Annotated in this window: 32 protein-coding genes; 17 read left to right on the top strand and 15 right to left on the bottom strand. The window is 63.1% G+C overall.

Annotated elements, in window-relative coordinates; genetic code table 11:
- Window positions 1–324: 324 nt before the first annotated feature.
- Together NKJ04_RS21420 and NKJ04_RS21415 are read left to right on the top strand one after the other, a co-directional pair.
- Window positions 325–720, top strand: coding sequence for an acyl-CoA thioesterase (locus NKJ04_RS21420; protein WP_013530049.1), 396 nt, complete (start codon window positions 325–327; stop codon window positions 718–720).
- 116 nt (window positions 721–836) lie between these two features.
- Entirely contained in the window at window positions 837–1,040 is a 204-nt protein-coding gene (locus NKJ04_RS21415) for a hypothetical protein (protein WP_352555037.1), read from the top strand.
- Between the two features lie 149 nt (window positions 1,041–1,189).
- Here the strand turns inward: NKJ04_RS21415 and NKJ04_RS21410 are convergent, their stop codons facing one another.
- A complete protein-coding gene (locus tag NKJ04_RS21410) occupies window positions 1,190–1,558 on the bottom strand; it encodes a winged helix-turn-helix transcriptional regulator (protein WP_164780174.1) in 369 nt (122 codons plus the stop codon).
- Between the two features lie 89 nt (window positions 1,559–1,647).
- Here NKJ04_RS21410 and NKJ04_RS21405 point away from each other — a divergent pair, with 89 nt between their 5' ends.
- The gene (locus tag NKJ04_RS21405) at window positions 1,648–2,253 is read left to right on the top strand and encodes an NADPH-dependent FMN reductase (protein WP_352677328.1); all 606 of its coding nucleotides are present in this window, start codon (window positions 1,648–1,650) and stop codon (window positions 2,251–2,253) included.
- Window positions 2,254–2,313: 60 nt separating this feature from the next.
- On the opposite strand, the gene NKJ04_RS21400 is transcribed toward NKJ04_RS21405, so the two are convergent.
- Window positions 2,314–3,036 carry an MBL fold metallo-hydrolase gene (locus NKJ04_RS21400; RefSeq protein WP_352677331.1) on the bottom strand — a complete coding sequence of 241 codons (723 nt, stop codon included), beginning with the start codon at window positions 3,034–3,036 and terminating at the stop codon, window positions 2,314–2,316.
- A 155-nt stretch (window positions 3,037–3,191) separates the two neighbouring features.
- Window positions 3,192–3,596, bottom strand: coding sequence for a winged helix-turn-helix transcriptional regulator (locus tag NKJ04_RS21395; RefSeq protein WP_023809761.1), 405 nt, complete (start codon window positions 3,594–3,596; stop codon window positions 3,192–3,194).
- A gap of 97 nt (window positions 3,597–3,693) precedes the next feature.
- Here NKJ04_RS21395 and NKJ04_RS21390 point away from each other — a divergent pair, with 97 nt between their 5' ends.
- Together NKJ04_RS21390 and NKJ04_RS21385 are read left to right on the top strand one after the other, a co-directional pair.
- Window positions 3,694–4,674: a quinone oxidoreductase family protein gene (locus tag NKJ04_RS21390; protein WP_352677327.1), complete on the top strand. Its 981-nt coding sequence runs from the start codon at window positions 3,694–3,696 to the stop codon at window positions 4,672–4,674.
- A gap of 109 nt (window positions 4,675–4,783) precedes the next feature.
- On the top strand, window positions 4,784–5,710 hold the full coding sequence (locus tag NKJ04_RS21385; protein ID WP_023809759.1) for a DMT family transporter: 927 nt from the start codon (window positions 4,784–4,786) through the stop codon (window positions 5,708–5,710).
- A 10-nt stretch (window positions 5,711–5,720) separates the two neighbouring features.
- Here the strand turns inward: NKJ04_RS21385 and NKJ04_RS21380 are convergent, their stop codons facing one another.
- Entirely contained in the window at window positions 5,721–6,629 is a 909-nt protein-coding gene (locus NKJ04_RS21380) for an alpha/beta fold hydrolase (protein ID WP_352677326.1), read from the bottom strand.
- Window positions 6,630–6,738: 109 nt separating this feature from the next.
- Between NKJ04_RS21380 and NKJ04_RS21375 the strand changes: the two genes are divergently transcribed.
- Window positions 6,739–7,437 (top strand): CGNR zinc finger domain-containing protein, encoded by a 699-nt coding sequence (locus NKJ04_RS21375; protein ID WP_352677325.1) that lies wholly within the window; start codon window positions 6,739–6,741, stop codon window positions 7,435–7,437.
- Window positions 7,438–7,487: 50 nt separating this feature from the next.
- On the opposite strand, the gene NKJ04_RS21370 is transcribed toward NKJ04_RS21375, so the two are convergent.
- Window positions 7,488–8,993 carry a winged helix-turn-helix domain-containing tetratricopeptide repeat protein gene (locus NKJ04_RS21370; RefSeq protein ID WP_352677324.1) on the bottom strand — a complete coding sequence of 502 codons (1,506 nt, stop codon included), beginning with the start codon at window positions 8,991–8,993 and terminating at the stop codon, window positions 7,488–7,490.
- A 229-nt stretch (window positions 8,994–9,222) separates the two neighbouring features.
- Between NKJ04_RS21370 and NKJ04_RS21365 the strand changes: the two genes are divergently transcribed.
- Window positions 9,223–9,477: a DUF1127 domain-containing protein gene (locus NKJ04_RS21365; protein WP_023809755.1), complete on the top strand. Its 255-nt coding sequence runs from the start codon at window positions 9,223–9,225 to the stop codon at window positions 9,475–9,477.
- Between the two features lie 26 nt (window positions 9,478–9,503).
- Here NKJ04_RS21365 and NKJ04_RS21360 read toward each other — a convergent pair whose 3' ends face one another.
- On the bottom strand, window positions 9,504–10,814 hold the full coding sequence (locus NKJ04_RS21360; protein WP_023809751.1) for a hemolysin family protein: 1,311 nt from the start codon (window positions 10,812–10,814) through the stop codon (window positions 9,504–9,506).
- A gap of 75 nt (window positions 10,815–10,889) precedes the next feature.
- Window positions 10,890–11,804: a LysR family transcriptional regulator gene (locus NKJ04_RS21355; RefSeq protein WP_352677323.1), complete on the bottom strand. Its 915-nt coding sequence runs from the start codon at window positions 11,802–11,804 to the stop codon at window positions 10,890–10,892.
- A 126-nt stretch (window positions 11,805–11,930) separates the two neighbouring features.
- Between NKJ04_RS21355 and NKJ04_RS21350 the strand changes: the two genes are divergently transcribed.
- Window positions 11,931–12,953: a zinc-dependent alcohol dehydrogenase family protein gene (locus tag NKJ04_RS21350; protein WP_352440404.1), complete on the top strand. Its 1,023-nt coding sequence runs from the start codon at window positions 11,931–11,933 to the stop codon at window positions 12,951–12,953.
- A gap of 13 nt (window positions 12,954–12,966) precedes the next feature.
- On the opposite strand, the gene NKJ04_RS21345 is transcribed toward NKJ04_RS21350, so the two are convergent.
- The gene (locus NKJ04_RS21345; protein WP_352677322.1) at window positions 12,967–13,674 is read right to left on the bottom strand and encodes an LssY C-terminal domain-containing protein; all 708 of its coding nucleotides are present in this window, start codon (window positions 13,672–13,674) and stop codon (window positions 12,967–12,969) included.
- A 110-nt stretch (window positions 13,675–13,784) separates the two neighbouring features.
- Between NKJ04_RS21345 and NKJ04_RS21340 the strand changes: the two genes are divergently transcribed.
- Complete coding sequence (locus tag NKJ04_RS21340) at window positions 13,785–14,498, top strand: gamma-glutamylcyclotransferase (RefSeq protein ID WP_023809747.1); 714 nt, start codon at window positions 13,785–13,787, stop codon at window positions 14,496–14,498.
- Window positions 14,499–14,510: 12 nt separating this feature from the next.
- On the opposite strand, the gene NKJ04_RS21335 is transcribed toward NKJ04_RS21340, so the two are convergent.
- The 3 genes from NKJ04_RS21335 to NKJ04_RS21325 all read right to left on the bottom strand — a co-directional run bounded on the left by NKJ04_RS21335 (window position 14,511) and on the right by NKJ04_RS21325 (window position 17,445).
- Entirely contained in the window at window positions 14,511–15,317 is an 807-nt protein-coding gene (locus NKJ04_RS21335; RefSeq protein ID WP_352677321.1) for an extensin-like domain-containing protein, read from the bottom strand.
- 477 nt (window positions 15,318–15,794) lie between these two features.
- Window positions 15,795–16,832, bottom strand: a complete 1,038-nt coding sequence (locus tag NKJ04_RS21330; RefSeq protein WP_352677330.1) for an extensin-like domain-containing protein — start codon at window positions 16,830–16,832, stop codon at window positions 15,795–15,797.
- Window positions 16,833–17,019: 187 nt separating this feature from the next.
- The gene (locus tag NKJ04_RS21325; RefSeq protein ID WP_013530064.1) at window positions 17,020–17,445 is read right to left on the bottom strand and encodes a DUF3775 domain-containing protein; all 426 of its coding nucleotides are present in this window, start codon (window positions 17,443–17,445) and stop codon (window positions 17,020–17,022) included.
- A 143-nt stretch (window positions 17,446–17,588) separates the two neighbouring features.
- Here NKJ04_RS21325 and NKJ04_RS21320 point away from each other — a divergent pair, with 143 nt between their 5' ends.
- A complete protein-coding gene (locus NKJ04_RS21320; RefSeq protein ID WP_352629983.1) occupies window positions 17,589–18,128 on the top strand; it encodes a tetratricopeptide repeat protein in 540 nt (179 codons plus the stop codon).
- Window positions 18,129–18,196: 68 nt separating this feature from the next.
- On the opposite strand, the gene NKJ04_RS21315 is transcribed toward NKJ04_RS21320, so the two are convergent.
- A complete protein-coding gene (locus NKJ04_RS21315; protein ID WP_352677320.1) occupies window positions 18,197–18,400 on the bottom strand; it encodes a hypothetical protein in 204 nt (67 codons plus the stop codon).
- Between NKJ04_RS21315 and greA the strand changes: the two genes are divergently transcribed.
- Window positions 18,399–18,872, top strand: a complete 474-nt coding sequence (gene greA, locus NKJ04_RS21310) for a transcription elongation factor GreA (protein WP_013530066.1) — start codon at window positions 18,399–18,401, stop codon at window positions 18,870–18,872. The two genes, NKJ04_RS21315 and greA, sit on opposite strands and share 2 nt — an antisense overlap.
- A gap of 241 nt (window positions 18,873–19,113) precedes the next feature.
- Here greA and waaC read toward each other — a convergent pair whose 3' ends face one another.
- Genes waaC through rfaD form a run of 3 tightly spaced genes read right to left on the bottom strand, consistent with a single transcriptional unit; the run spans window position 19,114 to window position 22,030 of the window.
- Window positions 19,114–20,103 carry a lipopolysaccharide heptosyltransferase I gene (gene waaC, locus NKJ04_RS21305; protein WP_352677319.1) on the bottom strand — a complete coding sequence of 330 codons (990 nt, stop codon included), beginning with the start codon at window positions 20,101–20,103 and terminating at the stop codon, window positions 19,114–19,116.
- A complete protein-coding gene (gene waaF / locus NKJ04_RS21300; protein ID WP_352677318.1) occupies window positions 20,100–21,107 on the bottom strand; it encodes a lipopolysaccharide heptosyltransferase II in 1,008 nt (335 codons plus the stop codon). The genes waaC and waaF overlap by 4 nt, the downstream gene beginning before the upstream one ends.
- Window positions 21,080–22,030 (bottom strand): ADP-glyceromanno-heptose 6-epimerase, encoded by a 951-nt coding sequence (gene rfaD, locus NKJ04_RS21295; RefSeq protein WP_352677317.1) that lies wholly within the window; start codon window positions 22,028–22,030, stop codon window positions 21,080–21,082. The genes waaF and rfaD overlap by 28 nt, the downstream gene beginning before the upstream one ends.
- Window positions 22,031–22,177: 147 nt before the next feature.
- On the opposite strand from rfaD, the gene NKJ04_RS21290 reads away from it, so the two are divergent.
- From NKJ04_RS21290 to NKJ04_RS21265, 6 genes are all read left to right on the top strand, one after another.
- Window positions 22,178–22,414 carry a type II toxin-antitoxin system Phd/YefM family antitoxin gene (locus NKJ04_RS21290; protein WP_023809741.1) on the top strand — a complete coding sequence of 79 codons (237 nt, stop codon included), beginning with the start codon at window positions 22,178–22,180 and terminating at the stop codon, window positions 22,412–22,414.
- A complete protein-coding gene (locus NKJ04_RS21285) occupies window positions 22,407–22,820 on the top strand; it encodes a hypothetical protein (RefSeq protein WP_236382885.1) in 414 nt (137 codons plus the stop codon). Before NKJ04_RS21290 ends, NKJ04_RS21285 begins: the two co-directional genes overlap by 8 nt.
- Before the next feature lie 36 nt (window positions 22,821–22,856).
- Window positions 22,857–23,489 (top strand): LysE family translocator, encoded by a 633-nt coding sequence (locus tag NKJ04_RS21280; protein ID WP_352555052.1) that lies wholly within the window; start codon window positions 22,857–22,859, stop codon window positions 23,487–23,489.
- Window positions 23,490–23,631: 142 nt separating this feature from the next.
- A complete protein-coding gene (gene rfaE1 / locus NKJ04_RS21275) occupies window positions 23,632–25,125 on the top strand; it encodes a D-glycero-beta-D-manno-heptose-7-phosphate kinase (RefSeq protein ID WP_352677316.1) in 1,494 nt (497 codons plus the stop codon).
- Between the two features lie 7 nt (window positions 25,126–25,132).
- On the top strand, window positions 25,133–25,705 hold the full coding sequence (locus NKJ04_RS21270) for a D-sedoheptulose-7-phosphate isomerase (RefSeq protein WP_023809738.1): 573 nt from the start codon (window positions 25,133–25,135) through the stop codon (window positions 25,703–25,705).
- Window positions 25,698–26,357 (top strand): HAD family hydrolase, encoded by a 660-nt coding sequence (locus NKJ04_RS21265; protein ID WP_352677315.1) that lies wholly within the window; start codon window positions 25,698–25,700, stop codon window positions 26,355–26,357. The genes NKJ04_RS21270 and NKJ04_RS21265 overlap by 8 nt, the downstream gene beginning before the upstream one ends.
- The last annotated feature ends 3 nt before the right edge of the window (window positions 26,358–26,360 follow it).

Genomic DNA, 26,360 nt, shown 5'->3' with positions numbered 1-26,360 from the left:
GAAAGGGCTGAGCCCTGTGCAATACAGAACCCAGCCCTTAAATCTGCCGCCACCTTAAACTGTCCAACTTTAAGGGGTCAGTTCAGTGCGGCGGGTCACTGGCGCAAATCAGCACCATAGGCAAAAATGTACCATAGCTGAGGTCACCGAGTCAAGAAAAAATTCCTATCGTGAAAAGCTGCCGGCAAAAAAGCTGCCGACACCGCGACCCGGCTGTCGCAGGTCTTTGTCAGTTCGGAGCCTGTGGCCATGTCGTGGCGCGTTGACCTTGGGGCGCCGTGACGATACGGGATCGAGGGCGGCCGGTCTCGAAGGAATTCTCTCATGGTGCACTACGCTGAAGGACGGCCGCTCGGCGATCTGACGCTGCGCACCCTGGCCATGCCTTCGGATGCCAATGCGGCCGGCGACATTTTCGGCGGCTGGGTGATGGCGCAGATGGACCTCGCCTGCGGCATCCGTGCCGCCGAGCGCGCCAAGGGCCGCGTGGTGACGGCTGCGGTCAAGGAAATGTCCTTCGCCAAGCCGATGAAGATCGGCGACACGCTGTGCATCTACACCCATGTCGAACGCGTCGGCCGCACCTCGATGACGCTCAAGGTCGAGGCCTGGGCGCAGCGCTACCTCTCCGACCTGATGGAAAAGGTCACCCATGCCGATTTCGTCATGGTGGCGCTGGATGGCGAGGGCAAGCCAAAAGCGGTTCCTGCCGAAGGCTGACGCAAGCCGTTTCTCCCACGCTTGGTCATTTGTAACAGTGCCCCTCCGGGAGACCCGTTTCGCGACATCCAACGGTTGCCTCCATGCCCGATCCTGCTGCAATCGGAGGAGAGACAATGCGTCAACATCTGCTGAACGGTTGGCTGGTGGCAGCTCTTGTCGCGACGACCTGCCTGCTCGGCGTGACCGCCTACGCGGAGGTGAAGGAAGACATCTCGCGCATTGCCTGCACGCATGAGGACAAGGCTCCCGGCGAGCGGGGCGCACGGTGTGATACCTGTGCCGCGGCGCGATGCGATGTCCGCATGTCAGGAGCCTGAGCGGCAGCCGTCAGCGGACGGCATGAGCGGCAATCCGCCAGCCAAAACGGCGCGTGCATTCGGGCAACGATCCGCGCAGCCGAGATAGAATTTCCGATCAGGCAAGCCGATGTTGCGTGCGGGGCTGAATCCCTTGCGGCGCAAGGGTTTCAGGCGTGCGTGCCGTCGAATTTTTCGCGCGCCGCCTTGACGCGCATGGTGTTCGCGCGCGCCCATTCGCTCAGTGCGCTGACGGGGATCAGCAACTCGTGGCCGAGCTCGGTCAGCTCATAATCGACGCGCGGCGGAATGGTTGGAAACACGGTGCGGGTGACGAAGCCGTCACGCTCCAGGCCGCGCAAGGTGGTGGTCAGCATTTTCTGCGAGATGCCGCCGACGGCGGCGCGCAATTCATTGAAACGCATCGGTCCGTCGCCCAGCTTGCCGACGACCAGAACGGTCCATTTGTCGCCGACGCGCTGCAGAATTTCCGAGATGGCGCGGCAGTCCTCGGTGCGGTGTGGGTGCCTCGGTAACAAAAAAGTGCCTTCTTGTGCATCGCGTTTGCAGTATCTCATATAGCGCAGGTATCCAAATGATACCAGTACTTCGTGCAAGGAGAGCCCTTATGTCCAAACCCAAAATTGCCATCGTCGTCGGATCGACGCGCGCCGCTCGTTTCGCCGATGTGCCAACCCAGTGGATCGCCAAGATCGCCAAGTCGCACGCCGACATCGATGTCGAGATCGTCGACCTGCGCGACTTCCCGCTGCCGTTCTTCGACGAGGTCGCATCCTCCGCCTGGGCGCCGTCGCAGAACGAAGTGGCGCAGCGCTGGCAGAGGAAGGTCGCCGAATTCGACGGCTTCATCTTCACCGCCGCCGAATACAATCATGGCCCGACGGCCGTGCTGAAGAACGCCATCGACTACGCCGCCAATGAATGGAACAAGAAGCCGGCCGGCTTCGTCGGTTATGGCAGCGTCGGCGGCTCGCGTGCCGTCGAACAGCTTAGACTGTATGCCGTCGAATTGCAGATGGCGCCGGTCAAGTCGGCCGTCCATATCGCCTGGGGCGATTTCCTCGCCGTCCGCCAGGGCGAGAAGAAGCTGGAAGACCTCGAGCATCTGAACCAGGCCGCCACCGCGCTGGTCAACGATGTTGCGTGGTGGGCCAAGGTGCTCAAGGCAGCGCGTCAGGCCGACGCCGTTGCCGAGGAAGTCAAGGCGGCCTGACCGCCAATTCGAATTATCCTCCCAAGGATCCGGGGCGGCGCTTGCGCCGCCCTTTTTCAATTATAGCGGCTCGAATTGAAAGCTGGCGCCGGATCGGACGACGCGGCCGATGCCGGGCGAATCCAGATGCGCGCCGGCGACGAAACAATGATCGTCGGCTGCAAGCGCCAGCAACCGCAACCGGCTTTCGCGCGCCTGGTCCTGATCGGCGTCGAATTCCCATGTCACCTCAGGTCGATCGAACTGAAGCGATGGGACGTGAACGGTGTCGCCCCAGATCAGAATGCGTTCGCCGCCGGCAGAAACACGAAAGCAGCTGTGTCCCGCTTCATGGCCATGAGCGCCGACAATGTCGACATGTGTCCCGATACGGTCTCCGGCTTCGAAGGGTTCCGCCATGCCGTGAAATCGTTCGAGCCGCGCTTCGGCGCGAAAAAAGCCGAGTTCTTCCCCGGGAACGAGCAAGCGCGCCAGGCGCGGGAAAGCGTCGCGGCCGTCGGCAAGCACAAGACCATGGATGTGGTCGAGATGCGTGTGGGTGAAGCAGACGGTACGGACTCGTCCTGCATCGATGCCAGCTTCGTCCAGCGCCTCGGGAAGTCGGCCCATGGTGGGATGCCAGGCGTTCGAGGCGCCGGTATCGATCAAGATGATCCCGTTTCCATCGTCAATCGCGAAGGCATTGACGGAAAGCCTGAGTTGACCACCAACCAACGCGACTTGTTGCGGCAATTCATCGCCAAATGGCTTGTCGCCGCGTTGCCGAAGCCGTCCGATCGGCATGTCGACATAGCCATCGCGCAAGGAGGTGATGCGCAAGTCACCAAGATCGTAGGTCTGATAAAGATCGCCTGAAGCTATGCGGCGCATTTTTTCGATCCGTTCTGTGGACATCGACAACCTGCGACGGGCAGCCCGCGTCGCCCCGTCAATTCGATTTATGCCATTTGTGCATGCGTCGCCTGCCTCGGCCGTATGATGCAGTCTGCGAGGCGGTTCGTCTCGTTCAACTCGTCGGCGTGGTGCTGGCCCCATTGGCAGAGCGCCAGCAGGATCGGCTCGAGGCTGAGGCCGAGGCGCGTCGCCGAATATTCGACGCGCGATGGCACTTCGGCGAAGATTTCACGGCTGACCAGGCCGTGCTCTTCCATTTCGCGCAGCTGCTGGATCAGCACTTTCTGGGTGATGCCCGGCATCAGCGTCTTGAGCGCCGACAGGCGCCGGGGACCATCGAAGAGATGGTAGAGGATAACCGCCTTCCAGCGACCCGCGATCACTTTCAGCGCCCGTTCCGCCGGCAGCATCGGCAGTCTTTTGATCGGCATTCTCTTGGGATCTGGCATGGTCACCTCCTGGTCAGCAGGGGACAAATGAGTGTGTAGTCGAGGCTCCGCAGATAGTGGCAAACCGCTGCCGATGCCAGTGCTATCGGAGTTTGCCATGAAAGCCATTCAACTCAGCCGCTTCGGTGGTCCCGAGGTGCTGGAGGTGGTCGATCTGCCGGCGCCGGTGCCGCAGTCCGGCGAGGTGCTGATCCGTGTCCACGCCGCCGGGATCAACTTCTTCGAAGTGCTGATGCGCGCGAACCGCTACGCGGTGACGCCGCAACTGCCGATGATCCCGGGCGTCGAGGCGGCGGGTGTCGTCGAGGCCGTCGGGCAAGGCGTGGATGCACAATTGCTGGGTCGCCGCGTGGCCGCGCCTTTGTTCATGTCGCAGCGTCCCCACAGCGGCTATGCGGAGCAGGTGACGATGTCAGCCGATCTCGTCGTGCCGCTGCCGGATGCGCTGCCGTTCGAGGCTGCCACGGCGCTGATGGTGCAGGGGCTGACGGCCCTTCATCTGCTTCGGCAAAGCCCGCCCGATGACAAGGCGGTGCTGGTGCCGGCCGCATCGGGCGGTGTGGGAACGCTGCTTGTCCAACTGGCCAGGCTGAAGGGCGCACGCCAGGTGATCGCAGCCGCCGGCGGCAAGGCAAAGCTGGATTTCGTCTTGTCGCTCGGCGCCGATGCCGCAGTCGACTATACCAAGCCGGACTGGCCCGCTCGCGTCCGCGACCTCACCGGCGGGGAGGGCGCCAACGTCATCTACGACACAGTCGGCGGTGCGCTGACCGCTGCCTTGCTTGAGGCCTTGGCGCCTGGCGGCGAACTGGTGTTTGCTGCGCTCGGGCGCTTTGGCCTCGCTGCCTCCGATCTGGAGCAGTTGATCGGCCGCAACCAGTCACTCAGGGGTTTCGCGCTGCTGCCGCTGCTGTCTGCCGATGTGCTGAAAGCCAGCCTGTCCGAACTGTTCCAAATGGCGGCAGGCGGCCAACTGCAGGTCACGATCGGCGGCAGATTCCGGCTCGACCAGGCCGGGGAAGCGCACCGGTTGCTGGATGAGCGCCGGTCGACCGGGAAGGTGGTACTGATACCCTGATATGGCGATAGCCGCGAACACGACGCCAATCGGGGTTGGACTGCTACATCGACGGGACTGCCATCTGGTCGCGCCCTGTGGCCTGATATATCCGGCTGCAATCCGTCACATGAGTGAAGCCGTGAAGACATCCAGCCTGACCGGCGCCGTTTCCCCGATGATCCCGGTGCTCGTTTGCGCGCTTGCGATCTTCCTGCTGTCCGGGATGGATGCGGCGATGAAGATCCTGGTCATCGCGGTCGGCGTCTACAACACCTTGCTATGGCGCAGCATGGTCGCGACCGTGGTCGCGGGCGCGGCCTGGTTGGCGGGACCGCGCCTAACGCCAACCGTTCCGGTGCTGAGGCTGCATGCGCTGCGTGCCGCGATTGTCGGCATCGTCCTGATATCCTTCTTCTGGGGCTTGGCCAGGCTGCCGCTCGCGGAGGCGATCGGGCTCAGTTTCGTGGCGCCCTTGTTTGCCCTGTTTCTCGCCGCGCTGCTGCTGGGCGAACGGATCCGGCGCCAGGCTGTGTGGGCATCTTTGGCCGGCATTGCCGGTGTCGCCATCATCATGGCCGGTCAGTTCGGGAAGGCAGACTATTCGCAAGATGCCATGCTCGGCACGGCAGCGGTGCTCGTGTCGACGGTGTTCTACGGCTACAATCTGATCCTCGCCCGGCAACAGGCGCAGTTGGCCAAGCCCATCGAGATCATGCTGTTCCAGAACCTTTGCGTTGCCATCCTCCTCGGCCTCGCAGCACCCTGGCTTGCCGTCGCCCTACCGAGCAATCTTTGGCTTCCTTTGGCCGGGGTGACGGTGCTGTCGCTTGCCGGGCAGTTCCTGATGAGCTGGTCCTACGCCCGCGCCGAAGCGCAATATCTGATCCCGACGGAATACTCGGCCTTCATCTGGGCGGTCGCGCTCGGCTGGTTCTTCTTCGGCGAGGAGGCGACCTGGACCACCTTGACCGGAGCATGCCTGATCGTCGCCGGCTGCCTGATCGCGGCGCGAGCCAACCCCAGGCTTGCCGAGCCCATAGAAGTGGCGGTTTGAGCGCCGACGTTCAGCGCCCGGCAGGTTCGCGAAATACCCCCGTCTCCACCTCGTGCATGAAGTGAGCGATGAGAGCCGCGCATTGGCGATGATGCGTTTCGAGAAGCATGTGTCCGCTCTCAAAGACATGGATTTCGACTGCGTCGAGGTCGCGGCTGTAGGCCATGATCTCGTCCAGCGCGAAGAAGGCGTCGTGCCGTCCCCATAGCACGAGGCATGCTGGCTGTTGGTCGCGGAGATAGGCCTGGATGGCCGGGAAGCGGGCGATGTGCGAGCCATAATCGGTGAAGAGTTCGAACTGAATGCCGGTGTTGCCGGGCCTCGCCAGGCGCTCCGTATCGAGATACCAACCCTCGGGCGGAAACAACACCTTCAGACGCTCGGGGAGACCGCCGATATATTGGTTTCGGGTCCCCTCGAAATTCATCCAGTCCGGCAGTTTGGCGCGGTTTTCTTCAGTCGGTTCGGCGAAGAACGCCTTCGGCGCGTCCCATTCCGGTCCTAGCCCCTCGTCATGAGCATTGCTGTCCTGCGCGATCAGGCCGAGGATGCGATCCGGCCGCCGTGTGGCGAGATGATAGCCGACGGGCGTGCCGAAGTCAGTGATGTAGAGGAAGAATCGCTGGAGGCCGAGGGCCTCGATGAAGGCTTCGATCATGTTAGCCAGGTTCTCGAACTTGTAGTCATAAGTATCAATGGAAGGGGCGGACGAAAAGCCGAAACCGGGCAGGTCCGGCGCCACGACATAGGCTGTCTCCGCCAGCGGTTCGATGACATTGCGATAGACGTGCGACGAAGTCGGATATCCGTGCAGCAGCAGGATTGCCGGTCTGCCCGGGTCGCCGGCATGGCGGTAGAAGATGTCGAGGCCGTCGACATTGATGGTCTGGTGGCGGGTCTTGTAACGATTGCTGCACATCCTCTCTCTCCAGGGCCTGGCGCCGATCTGGGGTGGCTTTGACACCGTATATCGGTGTGATAGTGATTCATCTTGTAACCGTATAATGCAGGTAATGAGGTTATGTTCCGTGAGCCATGCACACACCGAATGGGTGCCGGATCACTTCATAGGCGGGCATCCCGCTTTGGACCTGTCGAACGCCGTGTTCGACCGGCGGGTGCCAGCAGCTGATAATGAACTGTTTAAGTCCGTCCGGGATGTTGCGAACTGGTTCAACGCCTCAGGGCTTGCCGATGATCGCCAGGCGCAGGCCGTTGCCGAGATAACGGATGGGCGGTTCGTGGAGCGCGTGCGCGAAGTGCGGGAGGCGTCATTTCAGGTTTTCGAGTCGAGCGCTGCGGGCAAACCGTCTGCGGACGAACCGCTAGATCATGTCACCGTTTCACGGAAACGGCGAGCTGCTCTAACTCTTTGTTTTGACGCAATCCCGGACGGAAAACCGCTTCACACTTTTCCTGGAATTGCTCTAGGCGTGTTATTCACGCGCACGGCAAGCTCGCTTGCCGCCGGCTCCATCGAGCTGGATGGCACCAGGCCGAAGCTTGCCCTTGCCCGGTGGCGGGACCCGGACGCCGTCACCGCCTTGCTGGCCATGCTGTCCATCGAAGCGTTCTTCACCCTGCCGCGCGACAGGCTGCATTCCTGCCCTCGCTGTGGCTGGCTTTTCCTGGATACGTCGCGAGGCGGCAAGCGGCGCTGGTGCAGCATGCGCACCTGCGGTAACCGCGAGAAGGTCTCGCGCCACCGAGATCATGCCCATGCCTAGACCCGGGTTAGCCACGTCGCTTTTGCTGCGGCAGGCCGGATGCCGGCGCGTCACTCCGGAAGACCGGCCTTGCGAAAACCATCGACGAAATGCTCGAGCGTAGCGGCGTCGCGGAATGGCTCGGTCGTCGCCCAGTGATGGGTTGTGAAATGCGGGTTGCCGACGAGAAACAGCTCGGCCTCCGCGCGCGCCTCGTCCAGCCGGCCGAGTTGCGCCAGGCTTGCCGCATGGAAACGGCGTGAGCTTGTGCGATAGGTCTCGTCACGGCGCAACGTCTCGATAGCGGCTTGATAGTCGCGCGCCGCATATTGCGCCTGGCCGAGCGTCAGATAGTACCAGCTCGCCGGAAACGGGTTCAGCCGGAACGCCTTGCGGATGTGCTCGAGACCCTCTTCGACCCGGCCGGCCAGGACCGCGATGTCGGACAATGCCGCCCAGGTGTCGGCCTCGTTCGGGTCGAGCTCGATCGCCTTGGCGAATTCGGCATCCGCCTCGGCGAAGCTGCGCTCATAGGCAAGCAGGTAGGCCAGGATCCAGCGACAGCCAGCATCGTTGGGATCGATCGCCACAGCCTTGCGCGCCAGCTCCAAGGCAACGCTGCGGGCAGCTTCGGTTGGTCCGCCCCAATGCACCTGTCCCATCCAGTGGTTCATGGCAAGCCAGCGATAGGGCTCGGCGTATCCGGGATCGAGCGACACCGCGCGCGTCAGCATCAGATGCGCTTCCTGCGCCATCTGCGGCGAGTCGTCGATCAGCTTGCGCGCCCGCACGCAGAGATCGTAAGCCTCGAGATTGCTGGGCCGGTTGCGCGGCGGCAGCGTGCGCAGACGGCCAAGCAATGCCTCCACGATCTTGGCCGTCACCTCGTCCTGAACGGCAAAGATGTCGTCCAGGCCGCGATCGAAGCGTTCCGCCCACAGATGATCGCCGCTCACCGCGTCAACCAGCTGTGCGTTGATGCGCACGCGCCCCGCGGCGCGTCTTGCGCTGCCTTCCAGCAGGTAGCGCACGCCAAGGTCCCCGGCGATCTCGCGCACGTCCATCGCTTTTCCCTTGTAGGCAAAGGTCGAGTTGCGGGCGATGACGAACAGGCCGGAGATCCTGGACAGGTCGGTGATCAGGTCTTCGGTCAACCCGTCCACGAAGGAATCCTGCTCGGGATCGTTGCTGAAATTGACGAAGGGCAGCACGGCTATCGATGGTTTGTCGGGCAGCGGCAAGGGTTTTCGCTTGGCCTCGCCGAGCTGTTCGAGGGCCCCCGTGAAACGGTAGCCGACGCGCGGAACGGTGGATATCCATTCGCCGTTCTCGCCGACAGGACCAAGCAGCTTGCGCAACTGCGCGATCTGGACGGTGAGGTTGCCTTCCTCCACGGCCGTGCCCGGCCATGCAGCGTCCATCAACTCGGCCTTTCCCAAGATTTCACCGGGCCGCCCGACGAGTGCTGCAAGCAGGCTCAGCCCGCGATAGCCAACGGCAACGGGGACGTCGTTCCGAAGCAGCGTTCCCGCACCCGGATCAAGCACGAACGGACCAAAGGCAAAACGCGATCCCATAGGCGCATCTATAGAGCAATTCCAGGAAAAGTGTGAAGCGGTTTTCTGTTCGGAATTGCGTCAAAACAAAGGGTTAGAGTAGGTTACCGGTTCCGTGAGCCGGTGAACTGCTCTAGCTCGTTTGGAAGTTTTGAGAACTATTTGGGAGGGCTTAATTACGGCGCCGTCCGTATCCTGCAGAATTCAACCTCGTCGAGAGCCCTAGGCCCTCAACCATATGGAGGTTGCCATGACCAATACACTTGCATCAGCCCAACGTTGTGCAGCGCGACCGGGAACGCCCGTGCGGCCGGCATCGCGCCGGCTCCTGAAGACCCTGCGAAGCATCATAGCGAGCTGGCACGATCGGACCTGGCGCGAACGGATACGCTTTCGCTGGCAACTCAGGCAGATGTCGAAGGACAATCCGCATCTGATCGACGATATCGGCCTGACGATAGAGCAGGTCGAGGGAGAGATCGCCAAGTCCTTCTGGGAACGATAGAGCGAATGCCGCAATCGCGTGGACAATCAGCGCACCGCCTCGCGGTGGGCGCCGGGCAGGCGGGTGGCGATCAGCTTGTCGATGCGGCGGCCGTCGAGATCGACCACCTCGAAGCGCCAGCCCTGCGCGTCGACGCATTCGCCAGTGGCCGGCAGATGGTGCATGTGCGACAGCACATAACCGGCGACGGTTTCGTAATCGCGGTTTTCCGGCAGGTCGATGCCGAGAATGTCGGCCATCTCGTCGGCCTGCATGTAGCCGGCGAGCAGCCATGAGCCGTCCTCGCGCTTGACCGCGTTCTCCTCGTCGCCGGCGTCTGTGTCCGCGCGGAACACGCCGGTGATGGCTTCCAGAATGTCGGCCGGGGTGACGATGCCTTCGAAATGGCCGTATTCGTCATGCACCAGCGCCATCGGCACGTCGGATTCCTTCAGCTTCTGCAGCACATCCAGCGCGTCGGCCTGGTCGTAGACGATGGGGGCTGCGCGAACATGCCTGCGCGGGTCGAGCACGCGGCCGGCAAGCAGTGCGGCCAGCACGTCACGCGTCTGGACGACGCCGATCATGACATCGACGCCGCCGTCGCCTGCCGGCAGGCGCGAATGCTGGGTTTCCATGAGCAGCTTGCGGATGGCCGCCTCGTCGGATTGCAGATTGATCCAGTCGACCTCGGTGCGCGGCGTCATCACCGCGCGCACGGCGCGGTCGCCAAGCCGCATGACGCCGGCGATCATGCGCCGCTCGTCCGATTCGATCGTGCCGTGATGCTCGGCCTCGGCGACCAGCATCTTGATCTCCTCATCGGTGACTTTCTCCTCGCTTTCGCCGCGCTGGCCGAGCAGCCACAATATGGTGCGGCCGGAGAAGTCGAGCAGGAAGACCAGCGGCGCCGAGATGGTGGCGAGGATGGTCATTGCCGGAGCGACCCTGGCGGCGACCCGCTCTGGGTCGCGCAAGGCAATCTGCTTGGGCACCAGCTCGCCGACGATCAGCGAGAAATAGGTGATGATGGCGACGACGATGCCGACGCCGAGCGGATCGGCGACGGTCTCGCGGATGCCGGTCGAGGCCAGGAACTGCGCCAGCCGTTCGCCGAGCGTGGCGCCGGAAAAGGCGCCGGAGAGGACGCCGACCAGGGTGATGCCGATCTGCACCGAGGAGAGGAACTTGCCGGGATTCGAGCCAAGCTCGAGCGCGCGGCCGGCGCCATTGATGCCGCGGTCGATCATCGCTTTCAGGCGGGCCGGTCGCGACGAGACGATGGCAAGTTCGGACATCGACAGAAGGCCGTTCACACAGATGAGGACGACCACGATAGCGATTTCTACGTATAACATGAGCGGTCAATAGCATTGCGGCGCGGTCTTCGAAAATAGTCTGACGTGATTTTTGAGAAATGACCGGCATTTCGGTCACGCGGCATCCCAGGGCGGCGTCGAAAAATGTTCGACGAGGGCGTCGACGACAACCCGTACCTTTGGCGTGAGCGCGCGCGTTACCGGCCAGACGGCATGCACGACGATGTTCTCGACCAGGCAGTCCGACAGCACCATTTCGAGATCGCCGCTTTTGAGGCTGTCGGCGGCCAGCCATGTCGGCAGGAAGGCGACGCCGCAGCCGGCGAGCGCTGCATCCAGCATCGGTTCGCCATGGCCGAGAACGAGTCGCGCCTTGGGCATGAAGGTTGCGAGATGGCCGTCGGAATGCCTGATCACCCAGGGACGGACGATGCCCTCGCGACCGTAGCCAATGACGCTGTGATCGGCGAGATCCTCGACCGATTGCGGCCGGCCATGCCTGTCGAGATAGTCGGGAGCCGCGCATATGGCCGAGCGCTGGGCGTAGAGGCGCCTGGCCGCAAGCGACAGGCTGTCGTCGAGTTCGCCCATGCGGATCGCCAGGTCGATGCCCTCCTCGATCAGGTCGACGCGGCGGTCATTGAAGGAGACTTCCACCGTCAGGTCCGGAAATTCCCTCGAAATCTCGAACAGCACGGGGGCGACGCAGCGTCGGCCGAAGGCCAGCGGCACGTCGATCCGAAGCCGGCCAGACGGGACCTGCCGGCGCGAGGCAAGCAGCGACTGTGCGGCTTCGATCTCGGCAAGGGCCCGGACGCAAGCTTCATAATAGCTGACGCCTTCGCTGGTCGGGCTGAGGCTGCGGGTGGTGCGGTTCAGCAAGCGAACGCCGAGTCTCTGCTCCAGCTGCGCGATCGATTTGCCGATCGCCGACTTCGTCACATGCAGCCGCTCGCCGGCGCTGGTGAAGCTGCCGGCCTCCACCGCCTGAACGAACGCGACGATGCCTTGCAGGTCGGCCGTTTCCATGGCGATTTCCTATTGTCGACTTTTAGTCCGCAATCAGTGTCAAATTATACCGCACGAAAGCACTATTTTCCATAGTCGAAAGGCATAAATGTCTCGCCTGCATCAACGCACGGAGCGCGACGCGACATGAGCACCCCAATCAACAGATCCTGGCAGATGAGCGGTTTTGGCCTGTCGAGGCTAAGCCAGGTGGAAGGCAAGGTACCCGAGCCAGGGCCGCACGATTTGCTGGTGCGGACCAAGGCCGTGTCACTCAACTACAAGGACAAGATGATCGTAGACGGCGTGCTGATCCCCGATCTTGCCTTTCCCTTCGTGCCGACATCCGACGCGGTGGGTGAAGTGGTGGCCGTCGGCAGTGCGGTCAGCCGCTTTCATGTCGGCCAGCGCGTGCTCGGCCAGGTGATCGCCGATTGGCCGGATGGCGACGCACCGCCAGTGCTGCATAAGCACACGCTGGGGTCGTCGCTGTCGGGCATGCTTTCCGATCATGTCATCTTCGGCGAGGACGCCGCGGTGCTGGCGCCGCCATCGCTCGGCGACATCGAGGCCGCGACATTGCCGATCGCGGCGCTGACGGCCTGGTTCGCCATGGCCGAAGCGACCAGACCGGTGCCGGGCCAGACCATTCTGATCCAGGGCACCGGCGGCGTGTCGCTGTTTGCGCTGCAGTTCGCCACCGCGTTCGGCCTGCGCGCCATCGTCACCTCAAGCAGCGACGAAAAGCTTGAGCGGGCAAGAAAGCTCGGCGCCTGGCAAGGGATCAACTACCGCACGCAACCGGCCTGGGACGAGGCCGCGCGTGAGCTGACGAATGGGCTGGGCGTCAACCACGTGCTGGAAATGGTCGGCGGCGACAATGCACGGCGATCGCTGAACGCGCTGGCCGCCGACGGCCGGCTGTCGATCATCGGCCTGCTGGGCGCGATGGAGCTCAGCTTCCCTATCGTGCCCTTCATGCGCAACCGCATCACCGTGCAGGGCCTGTCGGTCGGCCATCGCCGCGCCTTCGAACGTATGAATCAGGCGATCGAGGCGCTGGCGATCAAGCCGGTCATCGACAAGGTCTTTGGCTTCGACGAGGTGCCACAGGCCTTGCAGCATCTGGAGAAAGGGCCGTTCGGCAAGATCGTGATCACCACGAACTGACTTTTGCGATGGGTCATGGCAGCTGCTTCAACATGCCGACAATCGCCTCGCCGTCCGTGAAATAGGGATCGCCGCCGCCATTGCGGCCCGTACTGGTGGCGCCGACGCCCGATATGTCGCTGGTCGAGATCAGCGTGCCGGCGGTGGCCAGGTCGCGCATCAGGAAATCGCGCTCGGCGTCGATGTCGGGGCCGATATGGTGGGTGACGGCGCCGGTGTCGTGGCTGAGGCCGACGCCGCGATCGAAGCTGGCCGAGCCCAGCCACAGCGGCCGGCCATCGTCGCCGCTTGCCTCGGTCTGCCAGAAGCGCACATGATGCCGGCGGTCGGCGCTGAGGCCCTCCGGCTTTTCGAAGGCGAGATACTGGGCGCGGCCATCGAACAGCAGCCTGCTGACCGGCGCATCGGGGTAGGGGTGGTCGAACAGCACGCTTTCACCGATTTCGATCGCGGTCTTCAGGGTCACGGCGTCGGCGGTGTCCCAGCCGGCGATGGCGAAGGCGTGGACTACTTCCTTTCGCGTACCGACAAGACCGACATTGATGGGATCGCCCGGAATGCCTTGCGGCGTGTGCGTCACCATCTCGAAGCTGTGCTTGCGAAAGCCGCGATCGTGAAACGTCCAGAATTCCGGTGCGGCGAAATAGGCGAGCGCCAGATAGGCGGCCAGCAAGGTCGCCACCCAGATTGCAACGCGTCGCCGAAAACTTCGCTGGCTCATGAACGCCGCCCGATCCGTGCGGTATCTTTTGCCCGAGGGACCCTGGAAATCAATGGCCAGCAGCGCGCCGCCGCTTTATCGTGGGCCATCGTTTCTTCGTGGGGGCAGCAATGGAGCGGAAGCTGGCAGGCCGCAAGCCAATGGCGTTGACCGCCGAGCTTGTCGCGCAAGTTGAGCGTGTCGAGCCTGATCCCGGGCCAGAGCCCGGAACCAGCGAGCACACCGATGCGGAGTTCGATGGCCTGGTCGAAAAGCTGCTTTCGCAGCATCGTCCCGACACGCTTTGGGTCTTTGCCTACGGGTCGTTGATCTGGAACCCCGAATTCGCCCATGTCGAGCAGCGCCCGGCCACGGCGCCGGGATGGCACCGCTCGTTTTGCCTGAAGCTGACCCGCTGGCGCGGAACCCGTGATTTGCCGGCCCTGATGCTGGCGCTCGATCGAGGCGGCAGTTGCAACGGCATCGTCTATCGGCTGCCCGCGGAAGACCATTTCGGGCAACTCGGCCAGTTGATGCGCCGCGAGATCGATGCCAACCCGCCAACCAACGTGCCATGCTGGATCAAGGTCAAGACCAAGGACGGGCCGCTGCATGCCTTGGCCTTCGTCGCGGCGCCGGATGGCAGGGCCTATGCCGGCCGGTTGCCATTGGAGCAGGTTGCCGACACTCTGGCACGGGCTGCCGGTCATTGGGGCTCTTCGGCGCAGTATTTGTTCAGGACCGTGAGCAAGCTTGAAGAGAGCGGCATCCGCGACCGGAATCTCTGGCGCATCCAGGACTTGGTCGCACGGCAAATCGCCGCTTCAACCGGTGGCGCCGACTAGGCTGATCTCTTTCTAACGGCAGGCGCGATAACCGTTCTTGCGGTTCTTGATGTCGAAATGGAAATGGTTGCGGTGGTCGTAATTGTAGCCGGGGCCGAGCACGGTGGTGAAATACTGGCAGCCGTCGGCGCGTACATTGTTGAGGAAGCCCCGGGTGCGGAAGGCGAACAGGCCGGGCTTGCGCACGTCGATGTCGTCGCCATTGTTGAGTTCGATGCTCATGACGTCGAGCGCATTGCCCTTGCCGTGCTCGGACAGTACACCTTCGCCGGCAATCCTGCGGCAGGAATAGCTGGAGCCCTGGTGGATGGTCTTGACGCCGGAGAAATAACGCCAGCGGGCGGAGGGGACGAGCTCGTTCTTCGTCCAGCCGGCAAAGGTGGCGGCCATGTCGCAGGTCAGGGTCGCGGCGGGTTTCATCTGGATGTTGCCGATGGCCGAAACCTTGACCGGATAATCGATGCCGCACTGGCCTTCATGGATCGGCGCCAGGTCGGTGTAGGCGACATCGAGGCGCTTCAATTGCTGCCGGCAGTCGGTTTCGCTGGCCGGCATCTGCTCGACGGGCGACATCGGCTCGTCCATGCGCGGATAAGCGGCCTGCGTCATGTACGGATTGGAAGGGACAAGCTTCTGCATGCCGGCATATTGCGGCACGGCAGCCGTCTGCGCGCCGACGTCGACGGCCGGCTCCAGCGACAGCACACTGCCGGTGTTGCAGGCGGAAAGCGCCGCCAGCGCCAGGCCGGCGGTCAGCCTTGCTGCATATTTTGACTGGCGCGCGGCGGCGAAAAACACGGCCCGAAATTTGCCGGCCATTGGCGGAATCCCGTTGATGGATATCCGGCATTTTAACGATCAAGGGTAAAGGAAAACTCAGCGTCCGCGTTCATGCCTGCGGCCGAATTGCGGCACGCGGATCATTGCGGAAGGCAATTTATCTTCGACAGGGTCGCTTGCCTAACCTATACCAATTGCTGTTGGAGGGGGAGAAATGCCAATGTGGCGTGCGATAAAACGGTTCTTCACCGCCCGTGATCTGCGTGAAGTATATGTAACTCTGCGTAGGAGCCCCTATTCGTTTGCCTTTCTTCTGAAGCTGGACAGGGGCCAGCAGAAATATGTTGTGGTTCAATTCCGACATAGAAGTTTGGTCCAAGAGACTTGCAGCATGAGTATCGAAGATTTTGATGATTTTACACGTGGTGTTTTGATCATGAAGGCCGAGATCGACAAGCCGCTTCCCCCGAGCGCTATGCAATAGATATTAGCCCAACTTCCTGAGTGCGCTTCCGGCTATTGGCAGAACGTTCCGCCATGCCGTCTCGGTTCGAGATCGAGATGGAAATGCAGGGAATGATCCGGATCGGCGCCCGGACCGAGCACCGTCTTGAAGGGTCCGCAGGCGGCCTTGCGCACGGCGTTGAGGAATTTGGCGTCCTTCTCGGGCGGCGCCGGGCCGACCTCGATCTTCTTGCCGTCCGACAGCGTGAAGCTGGCGATGTCGAGTGCGTTGCCGAACGCGTGTTCCGACAGTTTTCGTGTGCCGTTGCGTGGCCGGCAGACAAAAGCCGACGCCTGGCCGATCGATTTCAGGTCCGCACCGAATTCGGCTTTCGCAGCCGGCTGGATGACATCGGCGGCAAAACGCGCCATTGCCTCGGCCATCTTGCAGTTGAGCTCGGTGGCGGGGCCGATGGCGACGGACTTTCCAAGGGTCTTCAGCACGATGGGATAGGGGATCGAACAGCCGATTTCGGCCTGGCTTTCCGCCTTGTGTTCTTCGAATTCGACGCCGAGCATCTTCAGCCGTTCGCGGCATGCGACTTCCTCGGCCGGCATTTTTTCATCGGGCATGTCGGCCGAGCGCGGGTCTGGCAGCATCTTCTCGTCGTCTGCATCGGCCGGCTTTTGCGACGGCTGCGGGCCAATGTTGGGCGGCTGAGCCTCGGGCTCCGCGATGTCGGGTTTTGGTGTCGGCGTTGGCGCGACCGCGGGCGGCTCCGGTTCGCTTTCCGTATCGGCTGAGGGTTCGGGAGCCGGCGGCTCGGGAAGTGCCTGCTTTTCCTGGCGGGATTTTTCTTCATTGGAACGGTCGGGCGCGCCGGCGGTGTTCGCAGCGTCCGCCGGGCGTGGTTCCGGCACTGGAATGGCGGGTCCGGATCCCGAAATGCCGGGTCTGGGCATCGGCACATCGGCAGGCAAGGGTAGCGGCGGCAGCGTTTTCTGCTGTGCCTGCTTCGGCGTCACCGACCGGTGTCGTCGTGGTTTCAGGCGCTTTCCGCCTCGCGGTTTAAGGGGCTGTTCGGCTCTTGGTGTCAACGGCTGCTCTATCCTCGGCGTCAACGGCTCGTGATGCCGATGGCGATGTCTCGCCTCGGCCGGCATCATCAGCAAGGCCGTGACGGCCATGGCGAACGCGATCCTGAATGTTCGGGAAAAGACAATCGACCCCATCGCCGTCAACGGCGCCGACGCGAGGAAAGTTGCCTTGGCCCCATCACGAACGGTAACCGTGTCGTTACGCACCGATCGCTTCCAGCCCTTCCTCCAGCCAGTCGGCGAGCAGCGGCATGCCGAGCAGGTATTTCGCGGTGCGCTTGTTGGCGCGTTCGCGCGCTGCCGCCAGCGCGTCCGCCCATTCTGTGGCGTCGTAGTCGCCGCGACCGACCCAGGCCAGCGCGATCAGCTCGGCTGCTTCATCGACATTGAGGTCGTTTATCAGCTCGCGCAGCTCTTCCTCGGTCAGATTCTCCGAGCTTTCCTCGGCAAGGCCGTCATGGTGATGGTTGACATGGGACTCGCCGTCGAGTTCGACCTCGTGCTCGGCGCCATCGGCATAGTCTTCATTGACGGCCGCACTCAGCGCCTTGGCCTTGAGGATGAACAGGCGCACCGTGTCGGGGCCGATCGAAAGCTCCCAGTCCTTTTCAAGCCGCCGCTGCAAGGGCCGTCTCCCTCAGGTCGTTTGCCGGATGATAGCGGATTTGCGGCATCCGTCACCTGATGTTCTCCCGCACGTAATTTTCCGGGATGAAACGCAAGCCGACCGGCGTTAGTGTTGCATTCTCACCCCTCCAGGAGGTTTCGATGCATAAAAGAGTGCTGATCCAGGCGGCGACTGCCCTTGTCGCGCTGCAGTTCCTTGCCGTTCCGGTGTTCGCCGCCGGCGGTGACAGTGGCGGCAGCGATCAGACCGTCACCCAATGCAAGAAGGGCGAAGTCTGGGATAAGAAGAAGAAAAAGTGCGTCGCACCCCAGGAGGGCATGCTCGACGACGACAGCATCTATGATGCTGGCCATGCGTTGGCGATGGCCGGGCGCTATGACGAGGCGATCGCCGTGCTCAGCCTTGCCGCCAACAAGCAGGATCCGCGCATCCTCAACTATCTCGGCTATTCGCACCGCCATTCCGGCCGCGTCACAGTCGGCCTCGGCTATTACGAGGAAGCGCTGCGCATCGATCCGAACTACACGCTGGTGCGTGAATATCTCGGCGAAGCGCATCTGCAGATCGGCGATCTGGCCGGCGCCCAGCAACAGCTGAGGGAAATCGAGAAGCGGACCGGCAAGGGTTCGCGCGAATACGGCATGCTGGCCGAGCAGATCGACCATTTCATGAGAAGCTGAAAAGATTCCAGGGCTCTTTAAAGCGGCCGCGAGCGATCGCGGCCGCTTTTTTGTTGCCCCAGTCTCATTCACCGCCCCCGGCTGATGAATGCGGGGATGATTTTTACAAAACCGATTTTTGGGCGTGAAAAACCGGCGAAGATTGCTATATTCAGGGAAATTGCGGTGAACGGTTCCGTTAGCCCGAGGCTGCCGGACCCGTTTTCTTTTTGTACCATCGACAAGGCTTTCCCCGAAACGCGGGGGTGGCAGCAGGAAAGGTCAGGCATCATGAACAAGGTCCCGATGACAGGCGAGGGGTTCGCGTCATTGAAGGAAGAACTGCGCTGGCGCCAGCAGGAAGAGCGGCCGCGCATCATCGAGGCGATCTCCGAAGCGCGCTCGCATGGCGACCTGTCCGAAAATGCCGAATATCATGCCGCCAAAGAGGCGCAGAGCCTCAACGAGGGCCGCGTCAACGAGCTTGAAGATTATATCGCGCGCGCCGAAGTGATCGACGTCAGCAAGCTCAGCGGCGACAAGATCAAGTTCGGCGCCACCGTGGTGCTGGTCGACGAGGACACCGAGGAAAAGAAGACCTACCGGATCGTCGGCGACCAGGAGGCGGACGTGAAGTCCGGCCGCATCTCGATCTCCTCGCCGATCGCGCGTGCGCTCATCGGCAAGGAAGTCGGCGACGCCATCGAAGTCAATGCGCCCGGCGGTGCCAGGGGGTATGAGATCGTCCAGGTGCAGTTCATCTAGGGAATTCGAGGGGGGAGCGGCTGCGACTTTTAAGCTGAGGTTTGCGCCGCCCCTCATTGCCCTGCCGGGCATTTCTCCCCGTATAGTGACGGGGAGAAAGATGCTCTCATCGACGATTTCGCCAATTTTCAACGTAGCAGAATAGACGCTGGCCTTGCGTTCAGATCCCTTCTCCCCGTCGTTATACGGGGAGAAGGTGCCGGCAGGCGGATGAGGGCAGCGCCAGCCTTTCCGATTGACTTCAGTTCTTGCCAGCGTTGGCCTTGCCAAGGACCTGGAGTCCCGCCAGCCTTTCTGCCTCCGCCACCACCTCCGCCGGCATCACGCGCTTCCCGGGCGGGGCCAAGAGCGTCGACGCATATTGCCCGCGAGGCCCCGTCAACCCTGGCTCGGTCGCCAGGAACACCGCAACCGTTGGCAGGCCGAAGGCGCTGGCGAGATGGGTCAGCCCGGTGTCGGCGCCGATGACCAGTTCCGAGCGGCCGATGAACGCAGCGATGTCGGCCAGCGGTGACTTTGGCACCACAACTGTTAACGGCACTGCCTTGGCAATGGCTTCGGCCATGGCCTTCTCGCGCTCGTTCGACCATGTGGTGACCGGCGTCATCCCACGTTCAGCCAGCAGGCGGGCGGTTTCAATCCAGTCTTCGGCCGGCCATTTCTTGTCTTCGCGGCTGGTGCCGTGCAGCAGGAAGGCGGTTTTTCCAGAAAGGCCCGCCAGAGTGCCGGCGGGCGGCACGATGCCGGAGTCCAGGGTCGAAAGATCGGGCTGATAGCCGAGCGCCAGCCCGAACAGCCGCCGTGTCCGTTCGATGGCGTGCAGGTCGCGCGGCACGGGATAAGTGGCATCGTAGAACAGCGTCGCAGAAGGTTCGCGCGCGCTCGAACGGTCGAAGCCGGCAATGGGGGAGCCCACCTGTCTTGCCACCAGAGCCGATTTCAGGAGGCCTTGCGCATCGATGACGAGGTCGTACCGGCAATCGCGCAAGGTCCGGCGCAGGGCGGCCGCCTCGCGCCAGGTGGCGCCGTCGAGCAGCGCCTTGCGCCAGCGCCGGATCGCCACCGTATGAATCCGGTCGATCGCCGGGTGAAGCGCGACGATACCGGCAAATGCCTCTTCGACGCACCAGTCGAAGGTCAGGTCCGGGCGGTTGCGACGGGCATCCTCGACGGCCGGAAAGGTGTGAATGACATCGCCCATCGATGACGTCTTGACGATCAGCACCTTCATGCCGCTGCCGGGATGTCCAGCAGCCGCTCCGCCGCTGCCGCGACTTGGCCGACTTCCAACGTCTTCAGGCAGTTGAGGTGGCCGAGCGGGCAGACCTTCTGGTGGCAGGGCGAGCACGACAGGCTAAGCCAGACCAGTTCCCGGTGCTCGGCCAGCGGTGGCGTGTTCTCGGGCGAGGTCGAGCCGTAGACGGCGACGATCGGCGTACCGACGGCGGCCGCGACATGCATCAGCCCGCTGTCGTTGGACACGGCCAGCCTTGCGGCGGATATCAGGTCGATGGCGTCCTCCAGCCGCGTCTGTCCGGCGAGATCGACGACGCCGGGGGCCAGGGCCGCGATCTCCGCCGTCACGTCGCAGTCGTTCTTCGAGCCGAACAGAGCGACCTTCAAGCCTTTGCCCATGAAATCGCGGGCAAGCCCGGCATAGCTTTCGCTGGGCCAGCGCTTGGCCGGGCCGAATTCGGCGCCGGGCATCAGGGCCACGAATTTCTGCGGCGCTAGGCCGAACCGGCCGAGCAGGTCGACCTGGTTTTTCGTGTCCACGCTAAGCCGTGGCGCCCGGAAACCACCGCCCTGGGCAAGGCCGAAATAGGCCTGCGCGGTGCGTCGTTTGATGCTGTCGGGCAATGGCACGATGTCGGTCAACAGGCCATAGCGCATCTCGCGCAGGTTGCCGACCCGGCGCGGAATGCGGGCAAAGAACGGGATCAGCGCCGACTTCCAGCTGCCCGGCAGGACATAGGCGATGTCGTAGCGGCCGCGCAGCAGGCGGCCGAAGCGTCGCCGATGGGTGAATTCGAGCGCACCGGGTTTGAGCGGAAAGTCGATCTGCTGGCGGATTTCGGGCATGCGGTTGACCAGCGGCGCTGCCCAGGCCGGCGCCAGCACATCGATGGCGGCGTTGGGATGCAACTCCTTCAGCGCCGAAAACAGGCACTGCGCCATCACCATGTCGCCCACCCAGCGTGGGCCGATCACGAGGATCGTTGGGCTTTCAGCCATTCGACATAGTCTCTGACACCGGTTTCCACTGTCCGGAATTGGCCATTGTAACCGGCCGCGCGCAAACGGGACATATCAGCTTGCGTAAAGCTCTGGTAGCTGCCCTTGAGATGGTCGGGGAAGGTGATGAACTCGATCTCGCCCTTGCCCAGCGTGTCGATCACTGTTTCGGCTATGGCGCGGAAGGGCTGGGCACGGCCGGTGCCGCAATTGAAGATGCCGCTTGAGCCCTGTTTCCACAGCCACAGATTGACGTCGGCGACGTCGCCGACATGGATGAAGTCGCGGCTTTGTTCGCCGGGCCCGAAGCCGTCATAGGCGCCGAACAGTTTCGGGTTCTCGCCGCGTTCGACCTGGTTGAACAGATGGAAGGCGACGGAGGCCATGGCGCCCTTGTGCGCTTCGCGCGGGCCATAGACGTTGAAGTAACGCAAGCCCACGACCTGTGAATGGTCGGTATCGAAGACAGTGCGCCTGACGAAGTCGTCGAACAGCTTCTTGGAATAGGCGTAGACGTTGAGCGGCCGCTCGAGCGCCGGATCCTCGCGAAACTCCGAGCCGCCGCCATAGACGGAAGCCGAGGAGGCGTAGAGGAAGGGCACGCGCAGCGCCTGGCTTGCGTGCAGCAGCCGTTTCGAGAAGGCGTAGTTCACCTCCATCATGAACTTGCCGTTCCACTCGGTGGTGGTCGAGCAGGCGCCCTGGTGGAAGACGGCCTCGATGCGGCCGAGCGAGCCTGCCTCCATGCGGGGCAGAAAGTCGTCCTTGTCGAGATAGTCGGCGATCTTGAGATCGGCAAGATTGGCGATCTTGTGACCGTCGGTAAGGTCGTCGACGACGAGGATGTCGTCATGCCCTTCGGCATTCAGCGCGGCGACGATGTTGGAGCCGATCATGCCGGCGCCGCCCGTGACGATGATCATGAAGGGCCTCTGGTTGCTTGCGATTCCGGCCCTTATAGGGGAGGCTAGGCGGGCTGTCGATAAAGCCAGGCATGTGCCTGTCCTGCCATTTTTATGGGCTTGTCTGTTTTGTCTGTTTTGTCTATTATGGACAAAACGGGACATCCCATGAAAAACTATCCATCGACCGATCTGAAACAGAATCTTGGAGATGTGCTTGCAGCTGCCAGCCAGCAGCCGGTCTCCATCACTCGCCACAACAAGCCGAGATACGTCCTGATGAGCATCGAGGCCTACGAAGCGCGCTTCGGCAACGACAGCCGCCGCGTCTACGCTGCGGAGGATGCCCCGACCGAACATGTCGAGATGCTTGAGGAGTACGCCGCGGAATTGGACCGTGATTAAACCCGCCGCTGCGGACGTCTGGCGATATCCATATCTTTGGCATCGCCAACACGGAGACGGCGAGACCGAAGGCCGGAAGTCACGGCCTGTAGCCTTTGTGGCTGTCCTTCCTGGGAAAGCCGGCGGTACGAACCTCTTCATCCTTGCAATCACTTCCACGCAGCCGGGCCGTGATCGCGTTGCCGTCAGCATCCCGGAAATTGAACGCCACCGTGCGGGCCTCGACCCTATGCCCCTTTGGGTCATGGTCGACGAGTACAATCATGATATCCTGGAAGCGTCAGCCTATTTCGAGCCGGGTGCGCGAATCGGCGCGTTCAGCCCGTCATTTCACAAGAAAATTATGTTCGCTTTTACTGCGGTTGTCCGCACGGGTCAGTCCAAAGCCATCCCGCGCGCGGACTGAATCGACAGAACAGAGCACGATCGTGAGGGACCAAAAATGCCATCGACCGAACTGCTCATCGCGTTTTTCGCCACCACGGCGATCTTCGCCTACATTCCAGGCCCGGCCATGCTCTATGCCGCCGCGCAGACGATGGCGCGCGGCCGCTGGTCCGGCCTGACGGCGGCACTTGGCATCCATCTGGGCGGCTACGTGCATGTTTTCGCCGCGGCTGCCGGGCTGTCGGTGCTGTTTCATGCCGTGCCGACCCTCTACCTGGCGGTCAAGCTGGTCGGCGCGCTCTATCTGATCTGGCTTGGCGTCTCGCTGTTTCGCAAGCGCGCGGACGGCGATGCGTCGCTGCCTGCCATCGAGCGCAAATCGGCACGGCGCGCCTTTTTCGAGAGCATCACCGTCGAGGTGCTCAATCCGAAGACAGCGATCTTCTTCATGGCGTTCCTGCCGCAATTCATCGACGCCTCGGCGGCGTTTCCGGTCTGGCTGCAGTTCGTCGTGCTCGGCACGATCGTTAATCTGATGTTCTCCTCGGCCGATATCGTCTGTGTGTTCCTGGCGGGCGCCGTGATCGGCCGTTTGCGGCGTTCGAGCCGCGCACAGCGGCTGATGCAACGGGCGGGAGGGGCTGTGCTGGTCGGGCTGGGCGTCCATGTCGCCCTGCAGAAGAGCTGACCGCCCGAGCCTGCCGGGATCATGCCTGCCGTTGCGCTGCGTGAATTTGCGGTATATCGGCTTTCGCCATGAGCGATCCGACCAGTCGATTGATGAGCACTTATGAGATTGAAATCGGCCTTTTCCCTGTGTTGCCAGTGACATGATCAAGCACAATCCGCCTTCTCCCGAACCATTGCACCGCGCCATTGCGCGGTTCGGCCAGGCCACCGTGCTGGTGGTCGGCGACTTCATCCTCGATCGTTTCGTCAACGGCGTCATCGAGCGGATCTCGCCGGAAGCGCCGATCCCGGTGCTGCACGGGCGCGGCGAGACCTCGACCATGGGCGGTGCCGGCAATGTCGTGGCCAACATCGTTTCGCTCGGCGCTGCCGCTGTTCCCGTTTCCGTAATCGGCGCCGATGTGGCAGGCGATAGCCTGGTGCGGATGCTCGGCGAGCTTGGCGCCGATACGGCGGGCCTGGCGCAAGAGCGTGGCCGCATGACCTCGTCGAAGAGCCGCTTCAGCGCGCTCAACCAGCAGGTGCTGCGTTTCGACGAGGAGGAAATCAAGCCGCTGGGCGCCGCGGAGCGTGCCGGCCTGATCCGGCATTTCCGCGCCGCACTGACGCGCGCCGACATCGTCATCCTGTCCGACTACGGCAAGGGGATCCTGCTCGACGGCGTCGCCGGCGACTTGATCGCCATCTGCCGCGAGGCTGGAAAGCCGGTGCTGGTCGACCCGAAGGGCCGCGATTATGCGCGCTATGCCGGGGCGACCGCCATCACCCCCAACCGCAAGGAACTCGGCGAGGCCGCGGGCCATGCGGTGTTCGCCGATGACGAGATCGTGGCTGCCGCACGCGAGCTGATTTCGGCACATGGTTTCGATTTCGTCGTTGCGACGCGCAGCGAAAAGGGCATGAGCGTGGTCGGCCCCGACGAGGCGCGCCACATTGCCACCCAGGCGCGCGAAGTGTTCGACGTTTCGGGCGCCGGCGACACGGTGATCGCGAGCTTCGCGCTGGCGCTGGCCGTGGGCGCCGATACGGTCATGGCCGCTTCGATCGCCAATGCCGCTGGTGGCGTCGTGGTGGGCAAGCGTGGCACCGCGCGGCTGACGGTCGAGGAACTCACCGGCGCGCTGTTCCGTTCACATGGGCCGACCGCCCACAAGGACGCCATCCTCGATGCCACATCGGCCGCCCGCATGGTGGCGGCGTGGAAGGAAGAGGGCCTGAGCGTCGGCTTCACCAATGGCTGCTTCGACATCCTGCATGCCGGCCATGTCAGCTTGCTGCACGCGGCGCGCAGCCAGTGCGACCGGCTGGTGCTCGGCCTTAACAGCGATGCCTCGGTGCGGCGACTGAAGGGCGCCGGGCGCCCGGTCAACGACCAGCACGACCGCGCCTGCGTGCTGGCAGCACTTGCCTCCGTCGATGCGGTCGTGGTGTTCGAGGAAGATACGCCGCTGGCGCTGATCGAAGCGCTGCTGCCCGACATACTGGTCAAGGGGGCCGATTACACGGTCGACACCGTGGTCGGCGCCGATGTGGTGCAGAAGGCCGGCGGACGCGTCGTGCTGGTCGATCTGGTCGCCGGAAAAAGCACCACCAACACCATTGGCAAATTGCGCGCCGGCGGCACCACAAACTGAGGGTTTCATGTCCGAGTTGAACGATTATCTTGTCCGCTCCGCGGCTGCCATATCAGCCATGGTCGAACGGGACCTGACCGGTGAGATGGGGCGGGCAGCGAGCGCCGTGGTGACGGCGCTTTCGTCGGGGAAAGCCTTGCTCATCGCCGGCAATGGCGGCTCGGCCAGCGACGCCATCCACATTGCCGGCGAACTGGTCGGCCGCTTTCTCAAGGAGCGCAAGGCCTACAATGTCATCGCGCTGCCGGCCAATGCAGCGGTGCTGACCGCCTGGGGCAACGACTACGGATTCGACACGGTTTTTTCGCGCCAGGTCGAGGCGCATGGCGCCGCCGGCGGGGTGCTCCTGGCGATCTCGACCAGCGGCAATTCGCCGAGCATCCTTGCCGCCGCCGAACAGGCGCGGAGGATGGACATGACGGTGATCGGCATGACCGGCGACACCGGCGGCAAGCTGAAGCCTCTGTCCGATATCCTGCTCAACGTGCCGTCGACCTCGACGCCGATCATCCAGCAGGGGCATCTGTGCCTTTACCATCATTTGTGCGAGGTGGTCGAAGCGCGCCTCAGCAATGGCTGATCCCCCGACCTCTGGCCGCTATCCGCTGGCGGAGCCTGGCCTATGGGTCGAGCAGGTCGGCTCAAGGCTGTTCGCCGCCGGCTCGCCGGCGCTGTTCCTCGATCGCGACGGCACCATCAATGTCGATACGGGCTATCCGGATGATCCTGCCGAAATGGTGCTGCGCGCGGACATAGCCGCGGTGATAGCCGCCGCCAACCGGGCCGGCATTCCGGTCATCATCGTCACCAACCAGTCGGGCATCGCGCGTGGCTATTTCGGCTGGGGCGATTTCGCTGCCGTCAACGGCCGCGTGCTCGAGCTGCTGCGCGCCGACAATGCGTTCGTCGATATGGTCGTCGCCTGCGCCTATCACGAAGCTGGCACCGGTGTGCTTGCGGTCGCCGATCATCCGATGCGCAAGCCCAATCCGGGTATGCTGCTGGAGGCGGCCGGGCGCCTCGGGCTCGATCTGCGGCGTTCGCTGATCGTCGGCGACAAGGAGTCCGACATGGAGGCGGGACAACGCGCCGGCCTCGCGCAGGGCTGGCTGGTAGATGGGCAAGCGGCTGTCCGATCGGGCTTCACAATTCGGCCTTGGTGCGACCGCGCGGATTTCGACGGCCTGCTCGCCGCAATAGCTGCGCTTGGCACCGCCTCGGGCGCGCCGTGACGG

Source organism: Mesorhizobium sp. M0618 (genome assembly GCF_040320765.1).
In the GTDB taxonomy this organism is placed as follows: Bacteria; Pseudomonadota; Alphaproteobacteria; order Rhizobiales; family Rhizobiaceae; genus Mesorhizobium.
Note: the sequence above shows the minus strand (reverse complement) of the source record. Positions and strands in the feature narration are given on the sequence as shown.